General features: G+C 52.0%; 23 protein-coding genes and 1 riboswitch. Of the genes, 13 read left to right on the top strand and 10 right to left on the bottom strand.

The genetic code is table 11. The features are described from left to right. The 10 genes from IPI86_RS20855 to IPI86_RS20810 form a co-directional block, all read right to left on the bottom strand. A complete protein-coding gene (locus IPI86_RS20855; protein ID WP_345299950.1) occupies positions 1-846 on the bottom strand; it encodes a sulfotransferase domain-containing protein in 846 nt (281 codons plus the stop codon). Positions 847-920: 74 nt separating this feature from the next. Next, positions 921-1,802 carry an N-acetylneuraminate synthase family protein gene (locus IPI86_RS20850; protein ID WP_345299949.1) on the bottom strand — a complete coding sequence of 294 codons (882 nt, stop codon included), beginning with the start codon at positions 1,800-1,802 and terminating at the stop codon, positions 921-923. Then, positions 1,792-3,036: an acylneuraminate cytidylyltransferase gene (locus IPI86_RS20845; RefSeq protein WP_345299948.1), complete on the bottom strand. Its 1,245-nt coding sequence runs from the start codon at positions 3,034-3,036 to the stop codon at positions 1,792-1,794. Before IPI86_RS20845 ends, IPI86_RS20850 begins: the two co-directional genes overlap by 11 nt. A gap of 13 nt (positions 3,037-3,049) precedes the next feature. Continuing rightward, entirely contained in the window at positions 3,050-3,877 is an 828-nt protein-coding gene (locus tag IPI86_RS20840) for an SDR family oxidoreductase (protein ID WP_345299947.1), read from the bottom strand. An 11-nt stretch (positions 3,878-3,888) separates the two neighbouring features. Continuing rightward, positions 3,889-5,442 carry a phospholipid carrier-dependent glycosyltransferase gene (locus IPI86_RS20835; RefSeq protein ID WP_345299946.1) on the bottom strand — a complete coding sequence of 518 codons (1,554 nt, stop codon included), beginning with the start codon at positions 5,440-5,442 and terminating at the stop codon, positions 3,889-3,891. Between the two features lie 114 nt (positions 5,443-5,556). Further along, entirely contained in the window at positions 5,557-7,284 is a 1,728-nt protein-coding gene (locus IPI86_RS20830) for a bifunctional sulfate adenylyltransferase/adenylylsulfate kinase (protein WP_345299945.1), read from the bottom strand. Between the two features lie 1,791 nt (positions 7,285-9,075). Continuing rightward, positions 9,076-10,107 (bottom strand): Gfo/Idh/MocA family oxidoreductase, encoded by a 1,032-nt coding sequence (locus tag IPI86_RS20825; protein WP_345299944.1) that lies wholly within the window; start codon positions 10,105-10,107, stop codon positions 9,076-9,078. A 3-nt stretch (positions 10,108-10,110) separates the two neighbouring features. Next, positions 10,111-11,718 (bottom strand): sulfatase-like hydrolase/transferase, encoded by a 1,608-nt coding sequence (locus IPI86_RS20820; protein WP_345299943.1) that lies wholly within the window; start codon positions 11,716-11,718, stop codon positions 10,111-10,113. Between the two features lie 38 nt (positions 11,719-11,756). Next, on the bottom strand, positions 11,757-12,290 hold the full coding sequence (locus IPI86_RS20815; protein WP_345299942.1) for a hypothetical protein: 534 nt from the start codon (positions 12,288-12,290) through the stop codon (positions 11,757-11,759). Between the two features lie 94 nt (positions 12,291-12,384). Next, entirely contained in the window at positions 12,385-13,413 is a 1,029-nt protein-coding gene (locus tag IPI86_RS20810) for a sulfotransferase (RefSeq protein WP_345299941.1), read from the bottom strand. Between the two features lie 247 nt (positions 13,414-13,660). On the opposite strand from IPI86_RS20810, the gene IPI86_RS20805 reads away from it, so the two are divergent. The 13 genes from IPI86_RS20805 to IPI86_RS20745 all read left to right on the top strand — a co-directional run bounded on the left by IPI86_RS20805 (position 13,661) and on the right by IPI86_RS20745 (position 23,550). Continuing rightward, entirely contained in the window at positions 13,661-14,683 is a 1,023-nt protein-coding gene (locus tag IPI86_RS20805; protein WP_345299940.1) for a hypothetical protein, read from the top strand. Positions 14,684-14,686: 3 nt separating this feature from the next. After that, complete coding sequence (locus IPI86_RS20800) at positions 14,687-15,697, top strand: histone deacetylase (protein ID WP_345299939.1); 1,011 nt, start codon at positions 14,687-14,689, stop codon at positions 15,695-15,697. 46 nt (positions 15,698-15,743) lie between these two features. Next, positions 15,744-16,793 carry a zinc ribbon domain-containing protein gene (locus IPI86_RS20795; protein WP_345299938.1) on the top strand — a complete coding sequence of 350 codons (1,050 nt, stop codon included), beginning with the start codon at positions 15,744-15,746 and terminating at the stop codon, positions 16,791-16,793. 151 nt (positions 16,794-16,944) lie between these two features. Beyond that, entirely contained in the window at positions 16,945-18,174 is a 1,230-nt protein-coding gene (locus IPI86_RS20790) for a TIGR03862 family flavoprotein (protein WP_345300028.1), read from the top strand. 30 nt (positions 18,175-18,204) lie between these two features. Further along, positions 18,205-18,657, top strand: coding sequence for a hypothetical protein (locus tag IPI86_RS20785; RefSeq protein WP_345299937.1), 453 nt, complete (start codon positions 18,205-18,207; stop codon positions 18,655-18,657). A 91-nt stretch (positions 18,658-18,748) separates the two neighbouring features. Beyond that, a riboswitch (SAM riboswitch) is annotated at positions 18,749-18,849 on the top strand. Between the two features lie 103 nt (positions 18,850-18,952). After that, the gene (locus tag IPI86_RS20780; RefSeq protein WP_345298635.1) at positions 18,953-19,291 is read left to right on the top strand and encodes a hypothetical protein; all 339 of its coding nucleotides are present in this window, start codon (positions 18,953-18,955) and stop codon (positions 19,289-19,291) included. Between the two features lie 2 nt (positions 19,292-19,293). Then, a complete protein-coding gene (locus IPI86_RS20775) occupies positions 19,294-19,485 on the top strand; it encodes a nuclear transport factor 2 family protein (RefSeq protein ID WP_345299936.1) in 192 nt (63 codons plus the stop codon). A gap of 4 nt (positions 19,486-19,489) precedes the next feature. Beyond that, positions 19,490-19,726 (top strand): hypothetical protein, encoded by a 237-nt coding sequence (locus IPI86_RS20770; RefSeq protein WP_345299935.1) that lies wholly within the window; start codon positions 19,490-19,492, stop codon positions 19,724-19,726. A 330-nt stretch (positions 19,727-20,056) separates the two neighbouring features. Then, a complete protein-coding gene (locus IPI86_RS20765) occupies positions 20,057-20,764 on the top strand; it encodes a hypothetical protein (protein WP_345299934.1) in 708 nt (235 codons plus the stop codon). Further along, positions 20,665-21,078: a DUF5946 family protein gene (locus tag IPI86_RS20760; protein WP_345300027.1), complete on the top strand. Its 414-nt coding sequence runs from the start codon at positions 20,665-20,667 to the stop codon at positions 21,076-21,078. Before IPI86_RS20765 ends, IPI86_RS20760 begins: the two co-directional genes overlap by 100 nt. A gap of 24 nt (positions 21,079-21,102) precedes the next feature. Next, complete coding sequence (locus IPI86_RS20755; RefSeq protein ID WP_345299933.1) at positions 21,103-21,540, top strand: hypothetical protein; 438 nt, start codon at positions 21,103-21,105, stop codon at positions 21,538-21,540. A gap of 29 nt (positions 21,541-21,569) precedes the next feature. Next, positions 21,570-22,631 carry a homocysteine S-methyltransferase family protein gene (locus tag IPI86_RS20750; protein WP_345299932.1) on the top strand — a complete coding sequence of 354 codons (1,062 nt, stop codon included), beginning with the start codon at positions 21,570-21,572 and terminating at the stop codon, positions 22,629-22,631. Then, complete coding sequence (locus IPI86_RS20745; protein WP_345299931.1) at positions 22,597-23,550, top strand: dihydropteroate synthase; 954 nt, start codon at positions 22,597-22,599, stop codon at positions 23,548-23,550. The genes IPI86_RS20750 and IPI86_RS20745 overlap by 35 nt, the downstream gene beginning before the upstream one ends. The last annotated feature ends 266 nt before the right edge of the window (positions 23,551-23,816 follow it).

The raw sequence follows: 23,816 nt of genomic DNA, 5'->3' as shown, positions 1-23,816 counted from the left end.
TCACCAATCGTTGCTGCTCTCATACCCCAGCTTCATCAGCAGATCACCCGCAATATCTTTGAACAATTTTTTATGATCTTCGTCGAAGTATTGTTTCCATCCGCCTGTCTTACCAGAGCGGAAGGTATGACTTTTCTTCGGCTGGATGGCATCCACCAAAATGGCCAGCGCCTTTTCACGCGGAGTCGGGATCTTGTATCCCGTCTTTTCTATTTCATCCAGCATGGACATGAGAGTCGTATCGCGGTTGTTGATGAGGTCTTCGAAGCGCAGGCACATCACGCTCTTCTGTTCCAGCCATTGAAAGACCCCTTCGTAGCGCTGCTTCACGCTGACCATCTTTAATCCATCACGGTCAATGCCTGTGATGGCGACGTTAAGTCTCGCGCCGAAATCGGGCAGGGAGTTGTAGTAGTCGTGCATGCCGTGCTCTTCGTGCATATCGGTCGCGAAGAAAACTTGTGAGACAAGCATATCTCGCGGGTCGCGATAAATAAAATAGTTCACGCGCCCTGCCGAGGTTAAGAAAGAAGCGTTTTCTTTTGTCGCATCCACATAGCCCCAGCCAATGACTCCGTTTGGCACACGCTTCAAATCCGCGAGGATTTCCTCTTTCGTCTTTCGTCTTCCCTCATACGTGATCGTCCGCACCGGGTCAGCGGCTACATAGCGATACGGCATGATCTGCGTAAAACCGTTGAGGATCTGCAATAAAAGATGCGAGCCGCTCTTGGGTTTGGAGTTGCCAAAGATGGGCGGCGCGTCGTTAAAAGAAAATCGTTTCCAGCGCAGAATGGCTTGGGCGGTCTTGCCATAAGGGCGGAGGGTGCGGCGGATTTGTTTCATCGGGATAGCAAGTTGAAAAGTTAGCAGGTTGGAAGGTTTGTCAACTTTCCAACCTGCTAACCTATAAACTCAATTTATTCACTCACCACGCGGCGAAGTTTCTTCATCGAACCCTTTTCGGATTCGTAAACCTTCTTCACACCATCGCCAAGCGCGGCTTCGGTGACACGAATGTATTTCACCAAACGCTCGAAGCCGCCGGGCTCCACCGAGGCGGCCTGGTCACTGCCCCACATGGCGCGATCCAGCGTAATGTGACGTTCAATGGAGGTTGCTCCGAGCGCAATCGCAACCGCCGAAGGCACAAGCCCAACTTCGTGGCCTGAATAACCGATGGGGTTATTCGGGAATTCCTTGCGCAGGGTTCCGATCATATTGAGGTTCAATTCCTCGGGCTCGCACGGATACGTGCTGGTGCAATGCATGATGACAAGGTTATCTTCGCCGACGATATTCACGCCTTTGTGAATTTGCTCCATCGTGGACATGCCCGTGGAAATGATGATGGGCTTGCCTGTTTTGCGCACATACTTCAACAGGTTGTGATCCGTCAGCGAAGCGGAGGGCACTTTGTATGCGGGCGTATCGAATTTCTCCATGAAATCGACGGAAGGCTCATCCCACACAGAGACCATCCAATCGATCTTCTTCTCTTTACAGTAGCGGTCGATCTCGCGATATTGTTCTTCGTTGAATTCAACCTTGTAACGATAATCCAGATAGGTGATGTAGCCCCAGGGCGTTTCACGCATTTGCTTTTGCTGTTCGGGCGGCGTGCACACTTCGGGTGTGCGCTTCTGAAATTTCACCGCATCCGCGCCCGCATGAGCGGCGGCATCAATGATCTTCTTCGCGACATCCATATCGCCATTGTGATTGATTCCCACTTCTGCAATCACGTACGCGGGATGACCATCACCCATCATTCGGTTTCCAAATTTAATTTCACGAGCCATTCGTATTCTCCTTTTGAGATAATTGTTTCAATATAATTTCGCACAACTCACGGATCGCGCCATGACCACCCGTTTTCGTCAATACATGGTCCGCCGCGCGGAGGACTTCGGGATACGCATCCGCCACCGCCACAGACCATCCAGCAATTTCAAAACAGGGAAGGTCATTCAGGTCATTACCCAGATAGACGACATTCTGCGCCTTGACATTTTTCTGCGCGAGGATTTCGCGCATCACTCTACCCTTGTCCTGCATGCCCACATTGTGAATTGCCTCCACCCCCATTTTTTTCGCACGCGCCATCACAACAGGATTTGGTTCCGAGGAGAGGATCATCACCTCGACACCCATCTCGCGCAGTTTCTTGATGTGCATACTGTCACTGCGCGAAGCCGTGACAGATTCCCTGCCATCCTGATCGGTGATGACGAGATTATCCGTCACCACGCCGTCAAAATCGCAGATGATCATTTTCACGGTTTCAGGCAGTGGACGCCGCGCCGCGCCCGGTGAGACCATTTCCAACCCACTGTACACGAGCGCTTCGTACTTCGCCCAGTCGGGGAGGGTATCGATATCCACCGTGTATTTCGGGTCGATCACCAACGGATAGATGACATCGCCCGTCAAAGATTTCTTATTGGCGATGGTTGATTCGCGGATCGCATCAATGTGACCTGTCTGCCAATAAACGGGCGGCAGGATCTGGCGCGGAGCATTGTACGGCTCGGCGATTCCATCTACGGTCAACAGCGGATTCAGTGGTTTGCCTTCGCCGTTGAAGCGCCACATCTTGAACGGGTTTTGCCCCGCAGGCACCACGCCACGCACGCAATCGGCGTCGGGATGCTCCAGCAAAATACGAATGGCATCATCCACCATGGTATGTGGGCGAATGGGCGATGTGGGGCGAAGCTGGATCACAATATCGGGGCGATAGCCTTCCACATCTTCAAGCCACTTGAGTGCATGCTCAAAAACGGGCAAATCGGTGGTCTTGTCCTGTGCGAATTCTGCGGGACGCAGGAAGGGAGTCTCTGCCCCCCACTCGCGGGCAACAGCGGCGATCTCTTCATTATCTGTCGAAACAATGATGCGAGTCACCAGCTCAGATTGTTTTGCCGCGGCAATGCTCCACGCAATGAGGGGATACCCCGCAAAGTTGCGGATATTCTTGCGCGGAATACCTTTCGAGCCGCCACGAGCGGGGATAAGAGCGAGGATGTTTGTCATTGGTAATTGGTGATTACCATGCCGTCCAGCCGCCATCTACGATGACGTTGTTCCCCGTCATGTAGGAGGATGCATCAGAGGCCAGAAACAACAAAGCGCCGTTCATTTCATCCTTTTTCGCCATGCGGCCAAGGATGGTTTTGGCGGAATAATTTTTCACAAAATATTCTTCGTGGTTGTTGAACACACCGCCCGGAGTGAGCGCATTCACGCGGATTTCCGTCTCGGCATAGTAGGCGGCGAGGTATTTGGTAAATCCCATCACGCCTGCCTTGGTGGTGGTGTAATACACAGGTTTGTATGCCACACGTTTGCCGTCTTTGATGTAAATCCGCTGGTCGGGGCCGTTGAGTCCATAGGTGGAGCAGATATTGATGATGCTGCCTTTTTTGCCCTGCGCATTCATTTGTTTGACACAAGCCTGCGTAACGAGGAACATGCCCGTGAGGTTGACATTCAACGCCGCATTCCATTGCTCAAGCGGATAGTCCTCGAATGCGCCGGGGGCGATGCCTTTCGCGGCGGCATCAGGGTCGAACTTTGGATCGAGGGCGGCTGAATTCACCAGTACATCGAGCCTGCCAAAGGTCGAAAGAACCGAGGCGACCATCGCGTTGACCGATTCTGGTTTGGTGATGTCGGTCGCGATTCCCATCGCCTTGTATCCAGACTGGACGAGTCCATTTGCTACTTTGTTGGCTGCATCGCCGTTCAAGTCAACGACAGCAACTGCCGCGCCTGCTTCAGCAAGAGTCTTGCAAAATTCTGCGCCAAGCAGCCCCACCCCGCCCGTGACAACAGCCACGCGATCTTTCAAACTGAATTTATCGAAAATGGTCATATATGTTCCTTTTACGGAAAAGCCGTATAAATTTTATCGCCGCGTTTATCGAGGGCAAGGTTCAAGCCATCGGCCAATTGCAGATAGATGCTTTGCACATCCTCTTCTTCCGCGCCAAATTTGAACAAAGCGAGGACAGCGTTCCCCGAAAGCACATCCTCCTGCAAAGCCTGCACACCTTCTTCGTAACGTTCGCGCGGCAGACCTGTGACGGGGTCAACCAGGTCGGGCAAAACGTAGGCGGGACGATTCGTATAAAGATAAACGGGGCCAGCCTGATTGGTGTAAATACGTGTGCCTGCGGGAAGTGTGCTCAGGAAATCCATCGCTGCCGAATCATACCATTGGAAGGATGCATATCCCTGCCCGCCCTTGTGGAACTGCCTTACGACTCCCGCCAACTCGCGGCTTGATAGCGCCACGAGAAACACAGCCGCCCCGACGACAACCCCGCGCCAAAGCAAGGATCGCTTTTGCCAGAGCCAAAATCCGAGCCACACCAGCAGGATCAGCAGAGAAACGTAGATGGGTGAATTGATGCGCGCTTTGAATTTGGTGCTGGCATCGAACAGCATCATCGAAGAAAGGATCGATGCAAGGTAGGCGAAGATGTAAAGCCCGTTCGTGAAAGACAGGATTTCGGGCATCTCGGAAGAAGGCTGGAAGAATTTCTTTAGCCCCTTCGCAACAACCCAAACGAGAATCACCAGCCCGAGAATGGCAAGAATGGCAAACAGCAGGTCAAGGTTTTTGACCAATGCCCTCCGCCATGTCTCGATCGGGATGAGAAACTCGGAGAAATTGTAAATCCCCGCCTGAATATTCTCCTCGGTCAGCGGGTGATAGACGAGCGTGCGATTGGTGGCATTATCCGCGACCAGTTTGTTGCGGAGACTCCACGCCGCCGCCCACGGCAAAAACGAGGCGATGAAGATCAGCGAACGGGTGATTCGCTTCAACCAGTTTTCACGCAGCAAAATCAACGCCACGAGAAACGTGGCGAACAAAGCCAGCCCCGCGTAACGCGTCAGGTAGGCTGCGCCGACAAAACACCCCACCAGAATCAACCAGCGTTTTTCGCGCTGCTCGAAATAAAAATCAAACAGGAGAAATGCCCCAAGGCTGAAAAAGATATACAGCGGTTCGCTCATCGCCACCGCATGGATGCGCAGCAGGGAGGCATTCAGAACAAAAAGCAGAGCGAGCACAACACCCGCAATTTGTGATTTGGTCATGCGCCAGCCGATCAGGCCGAGCAGAAAGGTATTTGCGCCGAACAACGACGCGTTAAGAAAACGCGCGCCGCGCACGGGGTCGAGTCCGCTAAGACCGACCAATGCAAGAATGGATGAGAAACCTGGGGGAAAGTGTGTGACCGGGCCGTTGCTCGCAAGCCATGCTTCGCGATAACCCTGTCCGCTTAATAGACTGCGTGCGCCTGCGATGTAAGCAATCGAATCATCTGAAAGGCCGAGGCCTTCGGGAGTCGCATAAAGGATGAAAACTGTCCCTAGTATGGCGAGCAGGCCGAGGGCGGCGAAAGATGCGGCACGTTGTCGGGTCATAAAATGATAAAAAGACCTGACAGGTTCCCACAGAGATTCAATCGGATGAATGTCTGTGATTCGCCAAACCACAATCGACAAGTGGAGTTGCGTTAAACCTGTCAGGTCTTTGGTTTACTTCATGGGCAGAATATAGCCCTGCTCTTCGAGGTACTTGACAATGGCATGGGCGTTCTCTTCAGGAGATGCGCCAAAGCCCTTGAGGGTGATTTCGGGATCGATCGGCTGTTCATACGGGTCATCAACGCCGGTAAAGCCCATCGGTTTTCCATCCACCATGGCCTGACGAGCCTTGGCATACAAGCCCTTCACATCGCGCTGTTCGCAGACTTCAACAGGAGTATCCATGAAGATCTCGATGAAGTTCTCACCAACCATCTTGCGGGCTTCCTGACGTGTGGCACGGTAGGGGCTGATGGCTGCGCAAACCACTGCGCCGCCGGCATGGACGATCTCACCAGCCACGAAACCGATGCGGATGATGTTGGTATCTCGGTCTTCCTTGCTAAAGCCGAGACCCTTGGACAAGTGCGTGCGAACGACATCGCCATCGAGGATGGCGGTCTCACGTCCGCGTTCGAGGAGCAATGTGGTGAGCACGGCGGTGGTTGCAGATTTGCCCGAGCCGCTCAAACCGGTGAACCAAATGGCAAAGCCCTGTTTGTGGCGGGGCGGATACATTTCGCGCAAAATTTCAGCGGTTTCAGGGCGGGTGAACCACTCGGGGAGCAATTTGCCCTTGGCAAGAAAATCATCGCGCACCTGAGTACCGGAGATGTTGGCGGTCTTTGCACCCTTCGGTACGTCCTTCTCTTCCACGTAGCGTGCTTCATCGGGAAGATAGACCAGCATTTCGAACGGAACCATCTTGACGCCGATTTCGGCTTCGTACTGCTTCATGATCTCCTGCGCATCGTACGGACCGTAGAACGGTTTGCCCGTGGAGTCATTTCCCGGACCCGCATGATCGCGGCCCACGATGAAATGATTCGCGCCATGGTTGCGGCGGATGATGGCATGAAGGAGGGCTTCCTTCGGGCCAGCCATGCGCATGGCGAGCGGCAGCAGGCTGAGCATGGTGTCTTTCTTATCGTAGTAGTTATCAACCAACGCCTTGTAGGTGCGGACGCGGGTGTAATGGTCCACATCACCGGGCTTGGTCATGCCAACTACGGGGTGAACGATCAAAGAGCCTTTGACTTCCGCGGCGGCGCGCTTGGTCAATTCTTCATGAATACGGTGCAAAGGATTGCGGGTCTGGAAAGCAACAACATTATCGTGCCCCATTTCCTCAAGCATGGCACGAACCTGCGCGGGGGTGTGGCGCAGATTGACGAAGTCATAATACTTGGGAAGGTTCACAACTTTCATCGGGCCGGAGATGCAGACCTTGCCCCAGCGTCCCATTTCAGAGACCATCGGGTGCTTGGAATCGGTGGAACCGTATGCATGCGCGGCTTCGGTCTCTGCATCCCAGTGATAAACCTCATCGAGGGTCATCACGGCGATCAGGTCGAAGTTCGCATTGCGCAGCGCCAAATCCTCGCCGACGGTCGGCAATTCTTTGGGATCCGCTGTCAGGGTGATGGGAAGCGGGAAGAGAGTCCCATCCGCAAGGCGCATTTCCTTGAGCACGCGGTCGTAATCAGCCTTGCCCATGAAAGTGGTGAGAGGTGAAAAACCGCCCGTGGCGATCAATTCGAGATCGCACAGGTTGCGCATTGTGATCTTGATGGAAGGAAGTTTACCGGCGCGGGCGAGAAGCTCCTCGCGTTCCTTGCCTTCAACCACAAGGTTGACCAGTTTTCCGCCATAGGGAGGAATGAGTTTTGCTTTTGCCATTTTTTTACTCCATTTGGTTGATAAATCTTTTCAGGCCCGCCTTACCCTTCGGGTATCGAGAGGCTTTCGAAGTTTTTTAATTTTTACAAGCGGCAATTATACTCCAAAATTCAGTCAATGAATTTTAAACGGCTAAGATATAATCCCAAAACAATGAACTCGAAATTTCTTCGCAATACCCTGTTTGCCCTGCTTATTTTTGGCTACATTTACTACTGTCAGCGCTATATTGCGGCCACCAGTTTCATCATCGAAGGCAAAACGTATTATGTCCTTTTCGACGATGCCATGATCTCAATGCGCTACGCCTACAACCTCGCGCACGGACTAGGCCCGGTCTGGAACGCAGGCGAACACGTGGAAGGATTCACCAACCCGCTCTGGGTGGGGCTCATGGCCCTCGTCCACCTGCTGCCGATCGGATTGAACGAAACCAGCCTTGTGATGCAGATCATCGGCGCTTCGCTCCTGACCTTCAACCTGCTTCTCGTTAAAGGCATTATCGAACATTTTACAGATGACCTCTTCGCCATGCTCGCCGCCGTAGCGCTGACTGCTTTCTACGCGCCGCTCAACTCGTATGGTCTGCTCGGCATGGAAGTGAGCCTGCTTGCGCTGATGTTATCCGCGGTCATTTGGCTGATCCTGAAAAACGACAAACAATTCTCCGTTTCGATCTACATTTTGCTTGCCATTTCCACCCTTGTCCGCTTTGATATGGCCGTGCCATACATCGTCATTTTGGCGGTTTTGTTTTTCGTGCAAAAAGAGAATCGCAAAGAGCATTTGATCTGGGGGTTGGGATTGCTCGTCCTCTCGCTCGGCGGACAGACTTTGGCGCGCTATCTCTATTACGACGCCCTGCTCCCGAACACCTACTATCTCAAAGTGGAAGGCTGGCCGCTCACCCTGCGCCTCCTGCGCGGACTGTACGCCCTGATCCATTTTGCGTATTACTCGAACTGGATGCTCTTTTTACTGCCGTTCACGATCTTCCTCTTCCGCCGCGATTGGAAGGTGACTTTGCTCGCGCTGGTCTTCATCGGGCAGGTGGCCTATTCCGTGTACGTGGGCGGGGATGCCTGGGAGAATCACGGCGGGGCGAATCGATATATTGTCATCGCCATGCCGTTGTTTTTTGTTGTGTTCTCGTGGTCAGCGGTGGAGTTGTTGAAGAAAGCAGCTTCAAATCTTTTCGCTCAAGGCGGCGTCCTCGCCGCCGGGGACGGCGGGAGGAGCGATCGTCACAAAGGAAACCTTTTTGAAATTGGCTGGCGGGTTGTGTTTGTCGTCCTTTTTACTTTTTCCCTCCTCAATTTCAATGCGTTGATCGGCGAATGGAAATCCATCGAACGCTGGAATTTCACACGGCGACCCGATTACGTGGCAGGCAGTGACCGCAATTTGCAGATCGCTCTCGCCATCGAAAATGTGACGGAACCCGGGGCCTCCGTCGCTGTGATCGGCGCGGGGACAATTCCCTACCTGTTGCCCGACCGCTACGCGATTGATATTCTCGGCAAAGCCGACCCGTACATCGCGCATCAAAACGTGCGCACACCGATGAGCATTGCCGATGTCCCATTTATGCGGCCCGGTCACATGAAATGGGATTACGCCTACACCTTCGGTCAACTCAAACCCGATGTCATCGTCTCCATTTGGGAAGGCACCGATGCCGAAGCCGCGCCATATTTGAAAAAGGATTACGTCCAAGCTGTGATCGGGGAAAAGATCAAGGTGTACCTGTTGAAAGATTCGCCGAATGTGATTTGGGAGAATGTGATCGTTTCAGACCCTACCAAACTTCACCAACTTCTCCGTCTTCTGCGATTCATAAGCGGCCAGCGCCATTTGCAAAGCGCGGACACCGTCGGTGAGGGTGCAGATGGGTTGTGCATCTCCGCGCACGATGTCAATGAAGTGTTTGGTCTGCGCGATGAACAATTGATTGCGCTCGAATCCATCGGGGGGAGAAAATGATTCGGTGACAGGAGCAGGCGGCAGGTCCGAATAGGAGCCGAAGGGGGCGGGCATTTTGAACAGGTGCAGGATTCCGTCCGCGTTATCCCAGCGCATTGTTCCATCCGTTCCGACAATTTCCAGTTTATGCACACCGGGGCGTTGAAAATAATTGATGTGTACGCCGCCCACTGCCCCACTCGAAAACTTCAAACCGATCTCTGCAAAATCTTCCACATCCAATTCCAGCGCAGACAAATGCTCGTTGAACGACCACAACGACGCGACATCGCCCAAAAGAAAACGCAGGTAATCGAGCGGATGCGTGAGCGTGACGATGACCCCGCCGCCAAGGTCGGCGCGCGCGGCATAGCTCTGACGATAATCTTCCCACGGATGCCACTGCGGAAGATACTCGCCCCAATGCACATGGACAGTTAATATTTTGCCAAGCGCGCCAGACTGAATCAATTCACGCGCCTTGTTCAAAGTGGGGTGATAGCGAAATTGAAACCCGACGAGGATTTTGCTTCCGCTTTTTGCCGCGGCTTTTTCAAGCAGGTCGAGTCGGTCAAGCGAGTGTGAAACGGGTTTCTCCAGCAAAATGTGACAGCCCGCTTCAGCGGCAGGGATGGCAACATCGAGATGCAGCGAAGTTGGATTCGCCACAACCACGGCATCGGGCTTGTGTTTTTTGAGCGCCTCGGCCAGATCGGTCTCAACGGGATAGCCCGCCAACTCATCATCGGGCAGGGTGGCCTTGCGCGTGCGCAGCAGAACGATATCTTTTTCGCCGAGGGCGATCAGATTGCGAAAGTGACGTCGGCCAATGGAGCCGAGACCTGCGATTAGAAATTTCATGTTTTATCCTTTTGAGAGTGACTGAATAGACCTGTAGCCCCCCCGACGGAGTTTTAATTGGTTTTCTGTGTCTTCGTGTCTCCTGGTTACATCTTTAGACTTTTGCAAAGGTCTTTTTTTTTTATTTGCCTCGAAAAACGCTTCGAGTAATTCTTCCTTCATTTGTTTTGCGAAAGCAGGCTGGTCTGGATACAGATCGTGGAGTTCTTCGATGTTTTCGCTCAGGTCGTACAACTCGAAGGAATCTTCCGCTTCGTAGCCTGTGTAATAAATGAGTTTGCGGTCTCCTTTTCGCAAAACGACCGTGGCCTTGTTGAGGATTCCGTTGGCAGGGCTGAGTTTCGCTTCCACAGAATATAAACTGCGTTCGTAATCTTCTTCACCGCCGAGGCCGGGCAGCGGCTTTCCATCGGTCCAGGCAGGGAGCGGATTGCCTGTCAGGTGGGCGAGTGTGGGGAGGATATCCACGGCATTTGTGGGGGTGTAAATATCGCGGCGAGTCTTCTGCCCCGGTGCGGAGATCAACAACGGGATGTGAATGACCGGGTCGTACAACAACGGCGTGGAATGTCCCTTCTCGCCGCGTTCGAACATCTCGCCATGGTCAGCGGTGAGGATGACATAACTATTCTCGAAAAGGCCCTGGCTTTCAAGCGAATCCAACAACCTGCCCAATTCCTGATCGAGGGAGGCGATGTATTCATCATATAAACGCCGCGCCAGATTGAGGTCTGCATTCGAAGTACCATCGGCAAAACGATGGTCAGGTTTGCGCATGGGCTTCATGTCATCGCGGAAGGCGTTGAAGAATTTGTCGGTGGGACGATAAGGCGTGTGCGGCGGAAGCAGATGCAGGTACGTGAAGAACGGCGCAGGCAGACTCGGAATCAGCGAGATCAAACCATCGAACACATCCTCCAACCGAAAAGTGATCGGATAGTTGAGGTCATGAGGCAATTCCTTGTAACCGTCTGTAGGCAGGTGATTGCTTTGCCACGAATACAACAATCTTTCCAGAGAACCCAGCACCAAAGAAGGCGGCGCCTCCCCCACTCTGAACAGAAAATCATCCAACGCGCGCGCTGACATGTTTTTATCTTTGGGGAAATGATCGCTCAGCAGATAACTCAACTCGGAGAATTCGCCCGATGAAAGCAGCACATCAACATCATCTTGAAATTGCGAAAGCAAGAGGGTGGCCCAAAAATTTTGGGGGAAGGCCAGGCGGTGATAGTCACTGCCTAAAACGCGGAAGAGGTTATTCCCCACCATGCTTTGCCGAATCGCGCCGCGATGATTGATGGCGCGATGCTTCCACGGATAGGTACCCGTCATCAACGAGGCCACGCCGGGGATGGTGTAATTTCCGCTGGAGTTGTGCGCGTGATACACATTTGCATGTTCGGCGAAACGCTCCATCGCGGGCGAGGTGGGGCGCGGATATTTATACAACGAGAGGTTTCGCGCGCTCATGGCATCGAACAACAGCACAATGATATTTGGGCGCGAAGCATCCAACCCGCCGACACGATGTGCGAGGCTGGGCAGCAAAACTGCAGGAGCGGCAGCCCCGATCAATTTCAAAAAACTACGGCGGTTGAATTTGGACATCTATCTTCCTTCTTTATGTGCATCGGGCTTCTTCAAGCTCAAAAAATGTTTCGCACCAGCAAAACCAAAATCGAAATCGCGGTGATCGGCATCCAGATATACAGAAACACGGTCATGCGATTCGCAAGTTCTTCCATCGTTTTTTTCAAGAAACCAATTCGGCCAAACAGAAAGATCAAAAGAACAACAACAGCCGCAAAAGCCAGAAGTTTCGGAAGCAATATCGAAGGATGCAGAATATCCTCGAACAGAGTTTGGTTGAAGAGCATCAACCCGCCGAGGGTGAGAAAGGTCAACACACTACCCTTCACCACGAACTGCTCATAAAACCATTTCGAAGGGAGGATCACGCTCAACACAAGCAGCGCAAGCAGGATCAAAAGGCTTTCAATAAAATTGACCGCCACCGTATAAACATAAATGCCCCCAACCTGTCCCAGCGTTGAAAAATTGAGCCAGCTTGAAAGCCTCCAAAAATACTGAAAGAGCGACCACACATACACCATCATCACGATGACGGCATAAACGGGGATGACCTGCTCCCAGCGGGGAATTTTTTTGACGATGTCCAAGGGGAATATTTCCTTCACGACTTGCAACGCTTCGCACTTAACCGAAAGCTGATTCTGTTTCGAGGGGCATTATCAGTCAACGGTGCGTCGCACCTTACCAATTCAAATCCTGCTCATACTTCCAGCGGATTAACATCTCGCCCGCGACTTCTTTGAACACAGCCTTATCGCGTTCGGTGAATAGCCGAGTCCAATTGCCAGCCTGTCCCTTCGGCAAAAAGGATGCAATGCCTTCGTTGCGTTTGGATTGCCACTCTTCATCAGGATTCGTGGACATTTCAGCGCGCAAGACTTTATCGAGGGCTGGGTCAATGCCTTTCACAGAGAGGAACTTCCACAGTTTGCTCATTTCATCGAACGGCTGGGAAAGCAGGTCTTCGTAGCGCATTCCAAAATAATGGTCGTTGAACAGCCTGCGGCCTTCGTCTTCTGTTTCGGTCAGGTCTTTCACCCAGTCTTTGGCAACGCGGCGGATGAAGGTTTCGGTAAATATCGAACGGCGGCCATCTGAAAAGGGAATAGGATCAAGCCGCAGGTCCGACATGATGCGTTTGTCTTCCGACGTCAGAAACTTTGATTCTTCGACGAAATTCCGAAAACGTTCCGAGATCAACACGTCACGTCCATCGCGGACGATGCAAATCATTTTCGCATCGGGATAAACTGCGTGCATATCGCGCACAGCCTGCCCGTGGATGATGGAAGATGGGCTTTTATCGCCGACGATCATTTTGCCTTCGCGGGCGGCATCGCGCTCCATGATGAAATCTGCCGTGGCGCGCAGCACCAGCGGAGAAAGGTCACGGCCCTGATTCCAGCGGTTGGATTTGCGGGTGAGCCATTCCTCGGCTTCGGGCGAATCGACCAATGATTTAAGCAGCGGTTTGCGCGTAAAAAAATGCGCCTGATAATTGCAGTGGACTTCGGGATGCAAACGGGCAAGGCGCATGAGCAGGGTCGTCCCCGAGCGGGCATGGCCGAAGATGAAAAACTTATCGCGCGGAAAAAAGGCGCGGGCTTCGGCAACTTCCTCGGCGGTGATGGCAGGGATTGGATTGCGGTTTTTCTTTTGAGGTTCGCCGCGCAAGAGAATTTTTGCGGCAAGTTTCAAGCGATTCAGCAAGGGTTGTTTCTCCTAACCGCCTGATTTTACTGGAAATATCGCCTGCTTCAGTTACCACCTTGAGATTCATCCAGATTCTTTGCCGCGAATTACGTTAATTCAAACGGTTTTTGAGGATTACTTCGCGAAAATCCCTGCTTCGTTTCATTGCTGCTTAACTTTTCATTCAAACAGTTGTACAATGCTAAATATTATTCATCGCAAAATTCCTTTATTTTGCGCACTTAATGTCGGAAAGGCGGGGCGAATGTCACGGGGTTTATCTTTGTTCAAAAAACGCTTGTCAATTTTCCTGTGCGGATTCCAGGCACTGGCGGTTATGCTGGGGAGTGTTGGGTGTGTTCCACCATCCATCATGACACAGGCGCCTGTCGTTGCCGCTTTGGAAGCCTGTACACCAGTACCATTAGAGACCGTAAATGTATATCGGACGATTCCGCAACCGTGGGCAAACATCATCTTTGAATATGCCTACTCAACGACTCCCGTCACCTCCATTCCCTTAGACCCGTCCATTCCAGCATTTACACAATTTCAAGGAGCGCAATACGCCGCGTTCCAAAAGTTGATCACCGAAACACAACGCTGGTCTGATACGGAAACGATCACGTTGGATGGAGCCAACAAGGTACGAATCACGCTCACTTTCGTCAGCCCGCAACTACTCCAAGCTGTGTATCTCAACCAAGTATTAAAAGATGGGTACCCCACCAGCGGGTTTCCAGAACAACTTCAAAACATGCTCAACAATGTAGCCGCTCGTGACGAGCTGCTATTTCTGTTGACAGTCTCCCCGGCAAACAGCATCAACCCGATCCGCCACACCATTGAACTCCCAATTGATGAAATCATTCTAAACAATTCTGAAAACCTGCAAGTTCCACACAGCCATGACGACCATAATCTTGCCCAATCCATCGACACGGCATCAGATGCCGTATTTGGTTATCTTGCCTTTCCCTTCACCCAATCAACAAATGGTGAATGCAAATGGGTCCTGAATCCAAAATTCAACACGAACATTGTCGTTACCATGCCTTACATTAAAGTAGATGGCACCAAAAACAACACGTCCTATTCCTGGACAATTCCATATACCTCCCTGATCAACCAGGTGATAACTTTGGAGGCCCTTAATTTTAATCCCCCGCCCGGTTACAACTTAAGTATCATTACACCGTCGTCACTGCCGCCTAGCGGATTAAATCAGCCAAACTACGAACAGGATTTTGCAAAATTCATCTGGAAGCAGATCACGGGAAGTTATTAACCCATGAAAACCGTTTTCACGTTTGTGCCATCAAAAACGCATGAATTCCCAGACCATCCCGAAAGGCCCGGGCGGTTGGATGTGTTGGAGCCACTGCTTGCTTCCGTGGATGCGGAAAGAATCGAGGCGGTGCGTGCCACGCCTGAGCAGATCGCACTGGCACACGACCCGCAATTGGTCAAAGCCATTGCGGAGGTTTGCACACGCGGACCGGGCATCATCGATCACGCGCCTACCTATATCACGCAGACATCTTATGAAGATGCACTGCTCGCAGCAGGCGGCGTGATCACCTGCACGCGTGCGGTGCTCAACGGCGAGGCGCAGAACGCCTTCGCCATTGTCCGCCCGCCGGGGCATCATGCCGAGCCAGACCGCGCGATGGGCTTTTGCATTTTCAACAACATTGCCATCGCGGCGCGTGAAGCGCTGGCAAACGGATTACAGCGCGTGATGGTCATCGATTATGACGCGCATCACGGCAACGGCACACAGGCGGCTTGTGTGGATGACGACCGTTTTGGATTCATTTCGACCCACCAGTGGGGAATTTACCCGGGCACAGGCTGGATCAATGACGCGCCTCATGCAAAGGGACGGCTGGTCAATGTACCCTTGCATGAGTTTGCAGGCGACGGAACCTTCGCGCGCGTGGCTGATGAAATTTTCAAGCCCGTGGTGGAATCCTTCCGCCCGCAGATGCTGTTGATCTCGGCAGGCTTCGATGCGCATTGGAACGACCCGATCACCTCGCTGGGACTCTCCACGCGTGGGTATTATGAAATTTCAAAAAAACTTGTTGCGCTTGCAGATGAGCATTGCGGCGGCAAGATCGTCTTCGTTTTGGAAGGCGGCTATGACCCGCACAATGTGGCCAACGGGGCGATGGCTGTTTTCGACGCATTGACCCACTCTCCGTTAAGAAAAGATGCGGGCGATCCGTCGCCTTATCCTGATTCGAATCACGAGTCCCGCATTCATGATATTTTGAAATGGCACGGCATCGCACAATAAAAAAATTTTGTTGTAGAATCACTCGCGAAGGATAAAGGAGTGAGAGATGCAAAGAAAACAAAGTAAAGGTTTCGTTGAGCTTGAATGGGTTTGCCCAAGTTGCGACGGCGTCAACAAGGGGTCGAGGAAGACTTGTCAGGCTTGCGGAGCGCCCCAGCCTGATGATGTCAAGTTTCAGCGCGCAGCGGATGAAAAAATCATTACCGATGAGAAGGTTGCCAGCGCGGCAAAAGCAGGCGCAGACATCCATTGCGGTTTTTGCGGCACGCGCAACCCCGCCACTGCGACGAATTGTTCGCAATGCGGCGGCGATTTGAAGGAAGGCAAGGCAAGACAGGCGGGACAGGTTTTGCAGGCGGCTCCCGCTGTAAAGATCATCAACTGTAAAAATTGCGGAGCTGAGAATCCGAGCAGTGAACGGGTATGCGGCAAATGCGGCGCACCTTTGCCACGCACAGTCGTTGAGCCAGTTCCCGCGGCGGGAGTAGTGACACCTGCGGCAAAGGCTCAGCCTAAAAAGGTAAACTGGCTTTTGTTCGGCGGCATCGGCGCGTTTTTGGCGGTGTGTTGTATCGCAATCTTTGCCCTGTTTGTGTTCCCATCCAAGTCTGTGGAGGGGACCGTGGCCGATGTTTTCTGGCAGACTTCCGTTCCTTTGCAGGAGATCCGCGCGGTGAATTATTCCAATGAGCGTGGAAGCCCGCCCTCGGGTGCGTATGATGTTTCGTGTCATACGGAGAGCCAGGAAATCTGTGAAGACAAGACCGTGGATAGGGGCAATGGCTTCGCCGAGGTTGTGACCGAGTGCCGCACCGAAAGCCAGGATTATTGCAGTTACACCGTTGATGAGTGGGCGACCATTCAATCGTATGATTTGAGCGGCAGCGACCTGTTTCCAGAGTATGCAGAGCCGAGTGTATTCAATGGTCAGCGGCTCGGGAATGCGTCGGCGACCCTGACTGTCACCTTCAGCACCCCGAAGGGAGAAATTACTTATTCACCAGGCTCAGTCAGCGAGTTTCAACAATTTCAGATCGGCAGTACATGGACTTTGAAGTTGAACGCGTTGGGCGGGGTTTTGAGTGTGGGAAGGTAGGATAAGAAAAATGGAGACGGGCTGGTCAGGTGATGTTCAGCACAAGAAGCTCCCCAAACGGCCCACAGGCTCACAGGAGTATCAAAACTGGATAGATACTTTCGCCAAAACTCCCGACCCAATCGGGAGTTTTTCTCTTTATAATGAACTTATGAATGATTCAGTGGCAATTATCGGCGGCGGGCCTGCAGGGTTGATGGCGGCAGAGGTTTTGAGCGGACATGGCGTGCAGGTGGATGTGTATGATTCCATGTCATCGCTGGGGCGGAAATTTCTGATGGCGGGCAAAAGCGGATTGAATCTCACGCACTCAGAGCCGTTCGAAAAATTCGTTTCACGGTATGGAAATCGAAAAAATGAAGTGGAAAAGTGGTTATCCGATTTCACGCCCGATGACCTGCGCGAGTGGGCGCGCGGACTCGGGGTGGAAACTTTCGTTGGCACATCGGGGCGGGTCTTTCCGAAAGAGATGAAGGCCAGTCCGCTGTTGCGTGCATGGTTGAAACGGCTGGGCGATGCGGGAGTCAATTTTCATTTGCGGCACAGGTGGGTAGGAGGGATTATCGCCGGGGATGGCGGTGGGAGCATCATTAAATTTGAAACGCCCGAGGACGAAAAAACCGTCCATGCCGATGCGGTGATTCTGGCGCTTGGCGGGGGCAGTTGGGCAAGACTCGGCTCGGACGGCGTATGGGTCCATTGGTTGAAGCAGGCCGGGGTTAAGGTCGAAGCGTTGAAACCATCCAATTGCGGATTTGATGTGACATGGAGTCCACATTTTCGGGAGCGATTCGATGGTCAGCCGCTGAAATCGGTAGTGTTGTCGTTTGGGTCGTTCCATCAACAGGGTGAATTCATTGTGACGAAGGAAGGCGTGGAGGGAAGTTTGATCTACGCTGCTTCGGCGCCGCTCCGTGATGAGATCGAAGCCAACGGCAAGGCAGTCCTTGAATTGGACATGACACCTGACAGGTCACACGAGTGGCTGGTTGAAAGATTATCAAAACCGCGCGGCTCGCGTTCGATGTCGAGTCATCTTGAAAAGACGGTGGGGTTGAAAGGCGTGAAGGTGGGGCTGCTGCATGAGTTCATGCCAAAAGAGGAATTTTCAAACACAGAACGGTTGGCGGCTTTCATCAAACACATGCCCATCCCATTGATCGCGACACGTCCGCTGGATGAGGCGATCAGTTCCGCTGGCGGCGTGATGTTCGAATCTCTGGATGAACATTTGATGCTTCGCGAACTCCCAGGGATCTTTTGCGCAGGTGAGATGCTCGATTGGGAAGCGCCGACGGGAGGCTATTTATTGACCGCCTGTTTCGCCAGTGGACGCAAAGCAGGAAACAGCGCACTGGCATGGCTAAAAGATCATCAATGATTCCAGATAACCCTTTGAAAAGGAGAGAATATGAACAAGGATAAACGCGCGGAATTGCTAAAAGATGAATACATCATGCTGCAACATTTCTACGAAGACATGGACAGCAAAGGGTTGAACATCAAGAATTGGGCGATCACGGTCGCACTCGCAACGATCGGCGCTGGATTCCTGTACAAGAACAGTGTTTTGTTCCTCATTGCTTTTGGCGCCTCGATCGTGTTTTGGTTTCTTGAAGGTCACTGGCGGGGTTTATCTCATTTCTTTTCGACGCGGATTCAGGAAATCGAAAAGATCATCCGGGAGGAAAAGCACGGTGAAGCGATACCGCTTCAGACCTACGCAAGCTGGTCAAAGGAGTACAGCGCAAAAGGCGACCAGACCATCAAGTACATGCAAAAAGTGAATGTTGCAATTCCACATGTGTTTATTGCGCTGCTCAGTCTTGTATTATTTATTCTGGGTTTGTACGGCGTACTGTGAATCATTATAAAGAGAAAGAGACGCCACGAAAATTTTTGAGTTGACATGCCCTATTCGCTATGATATAAAAACGAAAACAATATTTTAGCTGTACTCATCCAGAGAGGCTGAGGGACCGACCCTTTGAAGCCTCGGCAACCGTTCAAGCGGTGCCAACTTCGGCAGACCGTAAACGAGTCTGGTAGATGAGAGATGATATGTGTCTCGCATGTCGCCTCTCACAATGAGAGGCGTTTTATTATGTCGTTGAAAGGAAGGCGTTCTGCCTGACGAAGCAATGACACGGAGAACCTAAATGGAAATCGGCGAAACAATTTACGTCACCACCCGCGAGGAATTCCGCGAATGGCTGGAAAAGAATCACAAGACCTGCAAAGAGATCTGGTTGATCCAGTACAAGAAATTCACCCAAAAGCCATCCATCCCATATGTGGATGCGGTGGAGGAAGCGATTTGCTTTGGCTGGATCGACGGCTTCGAAAAAGGCATGGATGATCAACGCTATGCAAAACGCTTCTCGCCGCGCAGGCAGAAATCCATTTGGACAGATGCGAATATCGAGCGGGCGCGAAAAATGATGGAAGAAGGAAAAATGACCGCAGCCGGGCGAGTACTGTTACCAAAAGGAATCTAAATATGCACGAAGATATTTTGAATATCCAGCAATTGATCGCTCGCTTTGCCAACAGCTTCGACGTGAAAGATTGGGATGGATTGCAGGCCTGTTTCACCGAATCACTTTACACCGATTACTCCGACCTGCGCGGCACGCCGCCCGAAACCATCTCAGCCAGTGAGTATGTAAGACTCCGCCGCGAGGTCGCTTGACCACTTGAAACTTCATCACGTGGTCGGGAATTATGAGGTTATCTTCCCCGATTTCGATGCCGCCGCCTGCCGCGCCTCAATGGTGGTTTGGAGAAGGTCCGAAACAGAGGAATTCACCACCCACTGCATGTATGATTTCCAGCTTGCAAGGCAATGGGGGGCATGGAAGATCAGCGGCATTACGCAAAAAGTCTTGTGGAGCGAGGGCGTCTCATCCATTCATAAAGGGCCCAAAGCCTAGCCATGTATCGAAAAGGCTGGCGATATTATCGCAACGTGACCCTGCTGTGGATATTGTTTTCGTCGTTCTTATGATCGGCGGCTACGCGTTGGAACACCCGCTGTATTGGACCCTAGTACTGTTTATATGGGTGCTCCGTTCGGCTTTCGGGAATGCCTTTCAATTTGCGCATCCATCCCGAAGATTCAACTGGGACAGCAAATCCAACCTGGTGTTCAAGGATCACTTTCAAATCGCGTGACGGACTGACCCCTCTTCGGGCGATTCCATGCTGGCAGAAATCGCGCCGTTATTATCCTGATCCACGGGTTGGGAGGCGCAGGCACCGACATGCTGGTCCATGCTTCATTTCTTGTCAACGCAGGCTACGGCGTGATCCATGATCGACCTGCGCGCTCATGGCAGCAGCGACGGCGACACATCCACCTACGGCCTGCGCGAAGCAGAGCGATGTTGCAGGCGCGGTGGATTACCTGCTCAGCCGCGTGGATGTCAACGGGGGCAAAGATCGGCGCGCTGGGGATTTCGCTCGGCGCACAAGCTGCCCTGCGCGGCGCGTTGAAAACAGACAAGATCCGTGCACTTGTCCTCGATGGTCTAAGCCCTGCCCGATTATCCGACCATGGCGGCTCCCCCAGATCCATACAGCGCTGGCTCAACCTGCCTTTCAACTGGCTGTACTATCGGATGTATGAATATATGATCCGCGGCAGGGATGCGGGTGTTTTGGAGGTGATCGGAAGAATCGCGCCTCGGCCCATCCTGCTGATTGCCAGCGGCTCGAAAGACATTTACTTCAGCCGATTATTTTACGAAGCAGCCAAAGACCCCCGCGAACGATGGGAAATCCAGACGGGCTTCACGGTGTGGCGCTTGCTGGCAACCCGCAGGAATATATTGATCGCGTGGTCGGCTTTTCAACCGAACCCTGCCGTGACCTGCCCCCCGAATGCGGCGCAGCGGACTGCGAATCCCGTTTTCATGAGTTCCTTGCCCTGGAATTCACAGATGCTGGCTACAGCATCGTCCATCACTTGACAGTCACTGCGTACGTGCTTCAGCACTCCAGCAGGTTGACTCGCGAAGGCTGGCTGCACGAGCGCGGATTACTACATGAATTCCTCGTGGAAAATAAGCCGCCTGCCTTCATTAGGAAACAGAACAAAGATTTGGTTGATAGTGGCAAGCGCACCTTCAAGATCAATTCAAGGGATGGTTTACCTGTTATAAATAAATCCACGTGGACGAAGACGATTCTCAATGTCCGCGCCGAGAATGCGGAAGTTTATTGCGCGGATGTGTTCACGTGGGCGAAGGCTGTGTTAGAAGATGCAGAAAGATTGGACGTCTGAAATTAAGTTTTGGAGAAACTAAACTTGCAAACAAGAAATATTTCAGTTGCCATTTCAAAAAGACCATTTGATGTTTCAAGTATCAAAATTGAAGCACCTTATGTCTGTTTAGTGTATTCAAATCAAGAGAATACAGGCGACAGTGAAATGGAAGCGATAGCCAATTGGATAATTTCATCTGGATGTCGTTACGCAGTTTGTGCTGGAATTGACTGTTCTGAATGGCATGATGCAATAGATACTGCATACATAATGAGCGACCCCAATTATTCTCCCCCAGACTCTCGGTTCATTATGACCTCGTGGCAAACAGAAGAATCTATAGAAGACATCGTTTGGTATTGGTTAGAGTTGACCAATTATGATGATAATATATTTGAAAATTATCTTCTCTTAATTATAGGTGAGACAGAAGATATTGAAACAAAAATCATGAACGCAGTAAATGAAATTCGTTTGTAATTGAAAACAAGCATTATTTAGGAGATTTAATGACCAATCGCAAATACACCAACCGCCGTTACCTTGACGCACTCGAAAAGAAAGTCCTCGTCTTTGATGGTGCAATGGGGACGAGCCTGCAATTACAAAACCTGACTGCCGAACATTTTGGCGGCGAACAATACAATGGATGTAACGACTATCTCGTCATCTCGTATCCCGAAGCCGTGGAAAAAGTCCATCGCTCCTTCCTCGAAGTCGGCGTGGATGTGCTTGAAACGGATACCTTCCGCTCCAACCGTTTGACGATGGCGGAATACAAATTGCAAGTCCGCATTTTCGAGATCAATGTTGCTGCCGCAAGTCTCGCGCGCAAAGTCGCGGATGAATTCGCCGCGAAGACAGGTCAGCCGCGTTTCGTCGCTGGCTCCATCGGGCCTTCGGGCAAACTTCCATCTACGAATGATCCTGAACTTTCAAATGTCAAATACGATGAACTCATCGATACTTTCCGCGAACAAGCCGTCGGATTAATTCAAGGCGGCGTGGATGTTCTGCTCATCGAAACCTCGCAGGATATTCTCGAAGTCAAGGCCGCCATCACTGGCATTCACAATGCTTTCGCTGAGACTCAGCAATATTTGCCGATCCAGGCTCAGGTCACGCTTGATACGACAGGCCGTATGCTGCTCGGCACCGATATCAACGCATCGCTCACCATCCTCGAAGGCATGGGCATCGACGTCATCGGTCTCAACTGCTCCACGGGGCCCGAGCACATGCGCGAGCCTGTTCGCTTCCTCGGCGAAAATTCCATGCTGCCGGTTTCATGTATTCCCAACGCTGGACTTCCATTGAATGTTGATGGCCAAGCCGTGTATCCACTTGAGCCTGAACCATTTGCGAATGACTTGTATGAATTCGTAACCAAGCACAACATTTCAGTCGTAGGTGGATGCTGCGGCACGACGCCTGAACATCTTAAGCTGCTGATTCAAAAACTGGATCGCATCTCCACATCCCAAGCGACCGCTTCACTCTACGCCTCAGCTTGCCTCTGCCATGTCAGCAATTTCCATGCGACAGGAACCCGCCCCCACCTTGCTTGGTGAACGCTGCAACGCGCAAGGCTCGCGCAAGTTCAAGCGCCTCCTGCTTGAAGAAGATTACGATGGCATTCTCGACATCGCCCGCGAACAGGTCGCTGGCGGCGCGCATGCCCTGGATATTTCCGTGGCTGTCACCGAACGCGCTGATGAAGGCGAGCAGATGCGCAAGGTCATCAAGAAATTGCAAATGGGGGTGGATGTCCCACTCGTGATCGACACCACCGAAGTGGACGTGCTTGAGATCGCATTGCAAACCGCGCCAGGACGTTGTCTTATCAACTCCACGCATCTTGAATCTGGCCGCGAAAAAGCTGATAAGATTTTCGGCCTTGCCAAAAAATACAACGCCGCAGTTATCTGCCTCACCATTGACGAGAACGGCATGGCAAAGACTGCACAGCGCAAACTCGAAGTAGCGCAACGTATTTACGATATCGCCGTCAACGACCACGGACTCAAACCCGAAGATTTGGTCTTCGACGATCTCACCTTTACTCTTGCCACTGGTGACGTTGAATTTATCGATTCTGCGAAGGAAACCATCGAAGGCATTCGCCTCATCAAACAGAATCTACCTGGTGTGATGACATCGCTCGGCGTGAGTAATTTGTCTTTCGGTCTTGCCCCCAGCCGTCCTCCGCTGAATTCCGTCATGCTTTATTACTGCGTTCAGGCTGGCCTGGATATGGCTATCGTCAACGCCGCGCATGTTATGCCTTACGCCGAGATCGGGACCGAAGAACGCAACCTTTGCGAAGATTTAATTTTCAATCGCCGCGAAGATGCTTTGCAGCGTTTCATCGAGCATTTTGAAACCGTCACGGTTTCAACCGAGTCTGTTGTTGCTGACCCCACCGCGGGCATGACCCCCGAACAACGTCTGCACTGGAAAATTTCGCATCCGTCACAAAGATGGCGTTGAAGCAGATATTGACGAGATCATCAACCGCGAACCAACTGGCGGGCGTTCTGCTCGCCGGGAAATCTGTCATCATACCCTAACACCGTGCTCTCCCGCCATGAAAGAAGTGGGGATAAATTCGGCGCAGGTGAATTGATCCTGCCCTTCGTGCTGCAACCAGCTGAAACGATGAAAAGACCGTTTCCCATCTTGAGAATTATCTCGAAAAAGTGGAAAGCGTCACCAAGGGAACCGTCGTCATTGCTGATCTATGGTGATGTGCATGA

It is taken from the genome of Candidatus Villigracilis affinis, assembly GCF_016705895.1.
Classification (GTDB): Bacteria; Chloroflexota; Anaerolineae; order Anaerolineales; family Villigracilaceae; genus Villigracilis; species Villigracilis affinis.
The sequence above is the reverse complement of the archived record's forward strand: the minus strand, read 5'-3'. Positions and strand labels throughout refer to the sequence as shown.

What these genes read in the sequence shown, in the direction of transcription:
- IPI86_RS20775 (WP_345299936.1), top strand. Translation starts at nt 19,294, where the DNA reads ATGCACGAAGATATTTTGAATATCCAGCAATTGATCGCTCGCTTTGCC.
- IPI86_RS20830 (WP_345299945.1), bottom strand. Translation starts at nt 7,284, where the DNA reads ATGGCAAAAGCAAAACTCATTCCTCCCTATGGCGGAAAACTGGTCAAC.
- IPI86_RS20850 (WP_345299949.1), bottom strand. Translation starts at nt 1,802, where the DNA reads ATGGCTCGTGAAATTAAATTTGGAAACCGAATGATGGGTGATGGTCAT.
- IPI86_RS20800 (WP_345299939.1), top strand. Translation starts at nt 14,687, where the DNA reads ATGAAAACCGTTTTCACGTTTGTGCCATCAAAAACGCATGAATTCCCA.
- IPI86_RS20835 (WP_345299946.1), bottom strand. Translation starts at nt 5,442, where the DNA reads ATGACCCGACAACGTGCCGCATCTTTCGCCGCCCTCGGCCTGCTCGCC.
- IPI86_RS20820 (WP_345299943.1), bottom strand. Translation starts at nt 11,718, where the DNA reads ATGTCCAAATTCAACCGCCGTAGTTTTTTGAAATTGATCGGGGCTGCC.
- IPI86_RS20825 (WP_345299944.1), bottom strand. Translation starts at nt 10,107, where the DNA reads ATGAAATTTCTAATCGCAGGTCTCGGCTCCATTGGCCGACGTCACTTT.
- IPI86_RS20855 (WP_345299950.1), bottom strand. Translation starts at nt 846, where the DNA reads ATGAAACAAATCCGCCGCACCCTCCGCCCTTATGGCAAGACCGCCCAA.
- IPI86_RS20780 (WP_345298635.1), top strand. Translation starts at nt 18,953, where the DNA reads ATGGAAATCGGCGAAACAATTTACGTCACCACCCGCGAGGAATTCCGC.
- IPI86_RS20795 (WP_345299938.1), top strand. Translation starts at nt 15,744, where the DNA reads ATGCAAAGAAAACAAAGTAAAGGTTTCGTTGAGCTTGAATGGGTTTGC.
- IPI86_RS20745 (WP_345299931.1), top strand. Translation starts at nt 22,597, where the DNA reads ATGCGACAGGAACCCGCCCCCACCTTGCTTGGTGAACGCTGCAACGCG.
- IPI86_RS20840 (WP_345299947.1), bottom strand. Translation starts at nt 3,877, where the DNA reads ATGACCATTTTCGATAAATTCAGTTTGAAAGATCGCGTGGCTGTTGTC.
- IPI86_RS20845 (WP_345299948.1), bottom strand. Translation starts at nt 3,036, where the DNA reads ATGACAAACATCCTCGCTCTTATCCCCGCTCGTGGCGGCTCGAAAGGT.
- IPI86_RS20765 (WP_345299934.1), top strand. Translation starts at nt 20,057, where the DNA reads ATGCTGGTCCATGCTTCATTTCTTGTCAACGCAGGCTACGGCGTGATC.
- IPI86_RS20790 (WP_345300028.1), top strand. Translation starts at nt 16,945, where the DNA reads ATGAATGATTCAGTGGCAATTATCGGCGGCGGGCCTGCAGGGTTGATG.
- IPI86_RS20785 (WP_345299937.1), top strand. Translation starts at nt 18,205, where the DNA reads ATGAACAAGGATAAACGCGCGGAATTGCTAAAAGATGAATACATCATG.
- IPI86_RS20805 (WP_345299940.1), top strand. Translation starts at nt 13,661, where the DNA reads ATGTCACGGGGTTTATCTTTGTTCAAAAAACGCTTGTCAATTTTCCTG.
- IPI86_RS20750 (WP_345299932.1), top strand. Translation starts at nt 21,570, where the DNA reads ATGACCAATCGCAAATACACCAACCGCCGTTACCTTGACGCACTCGAA.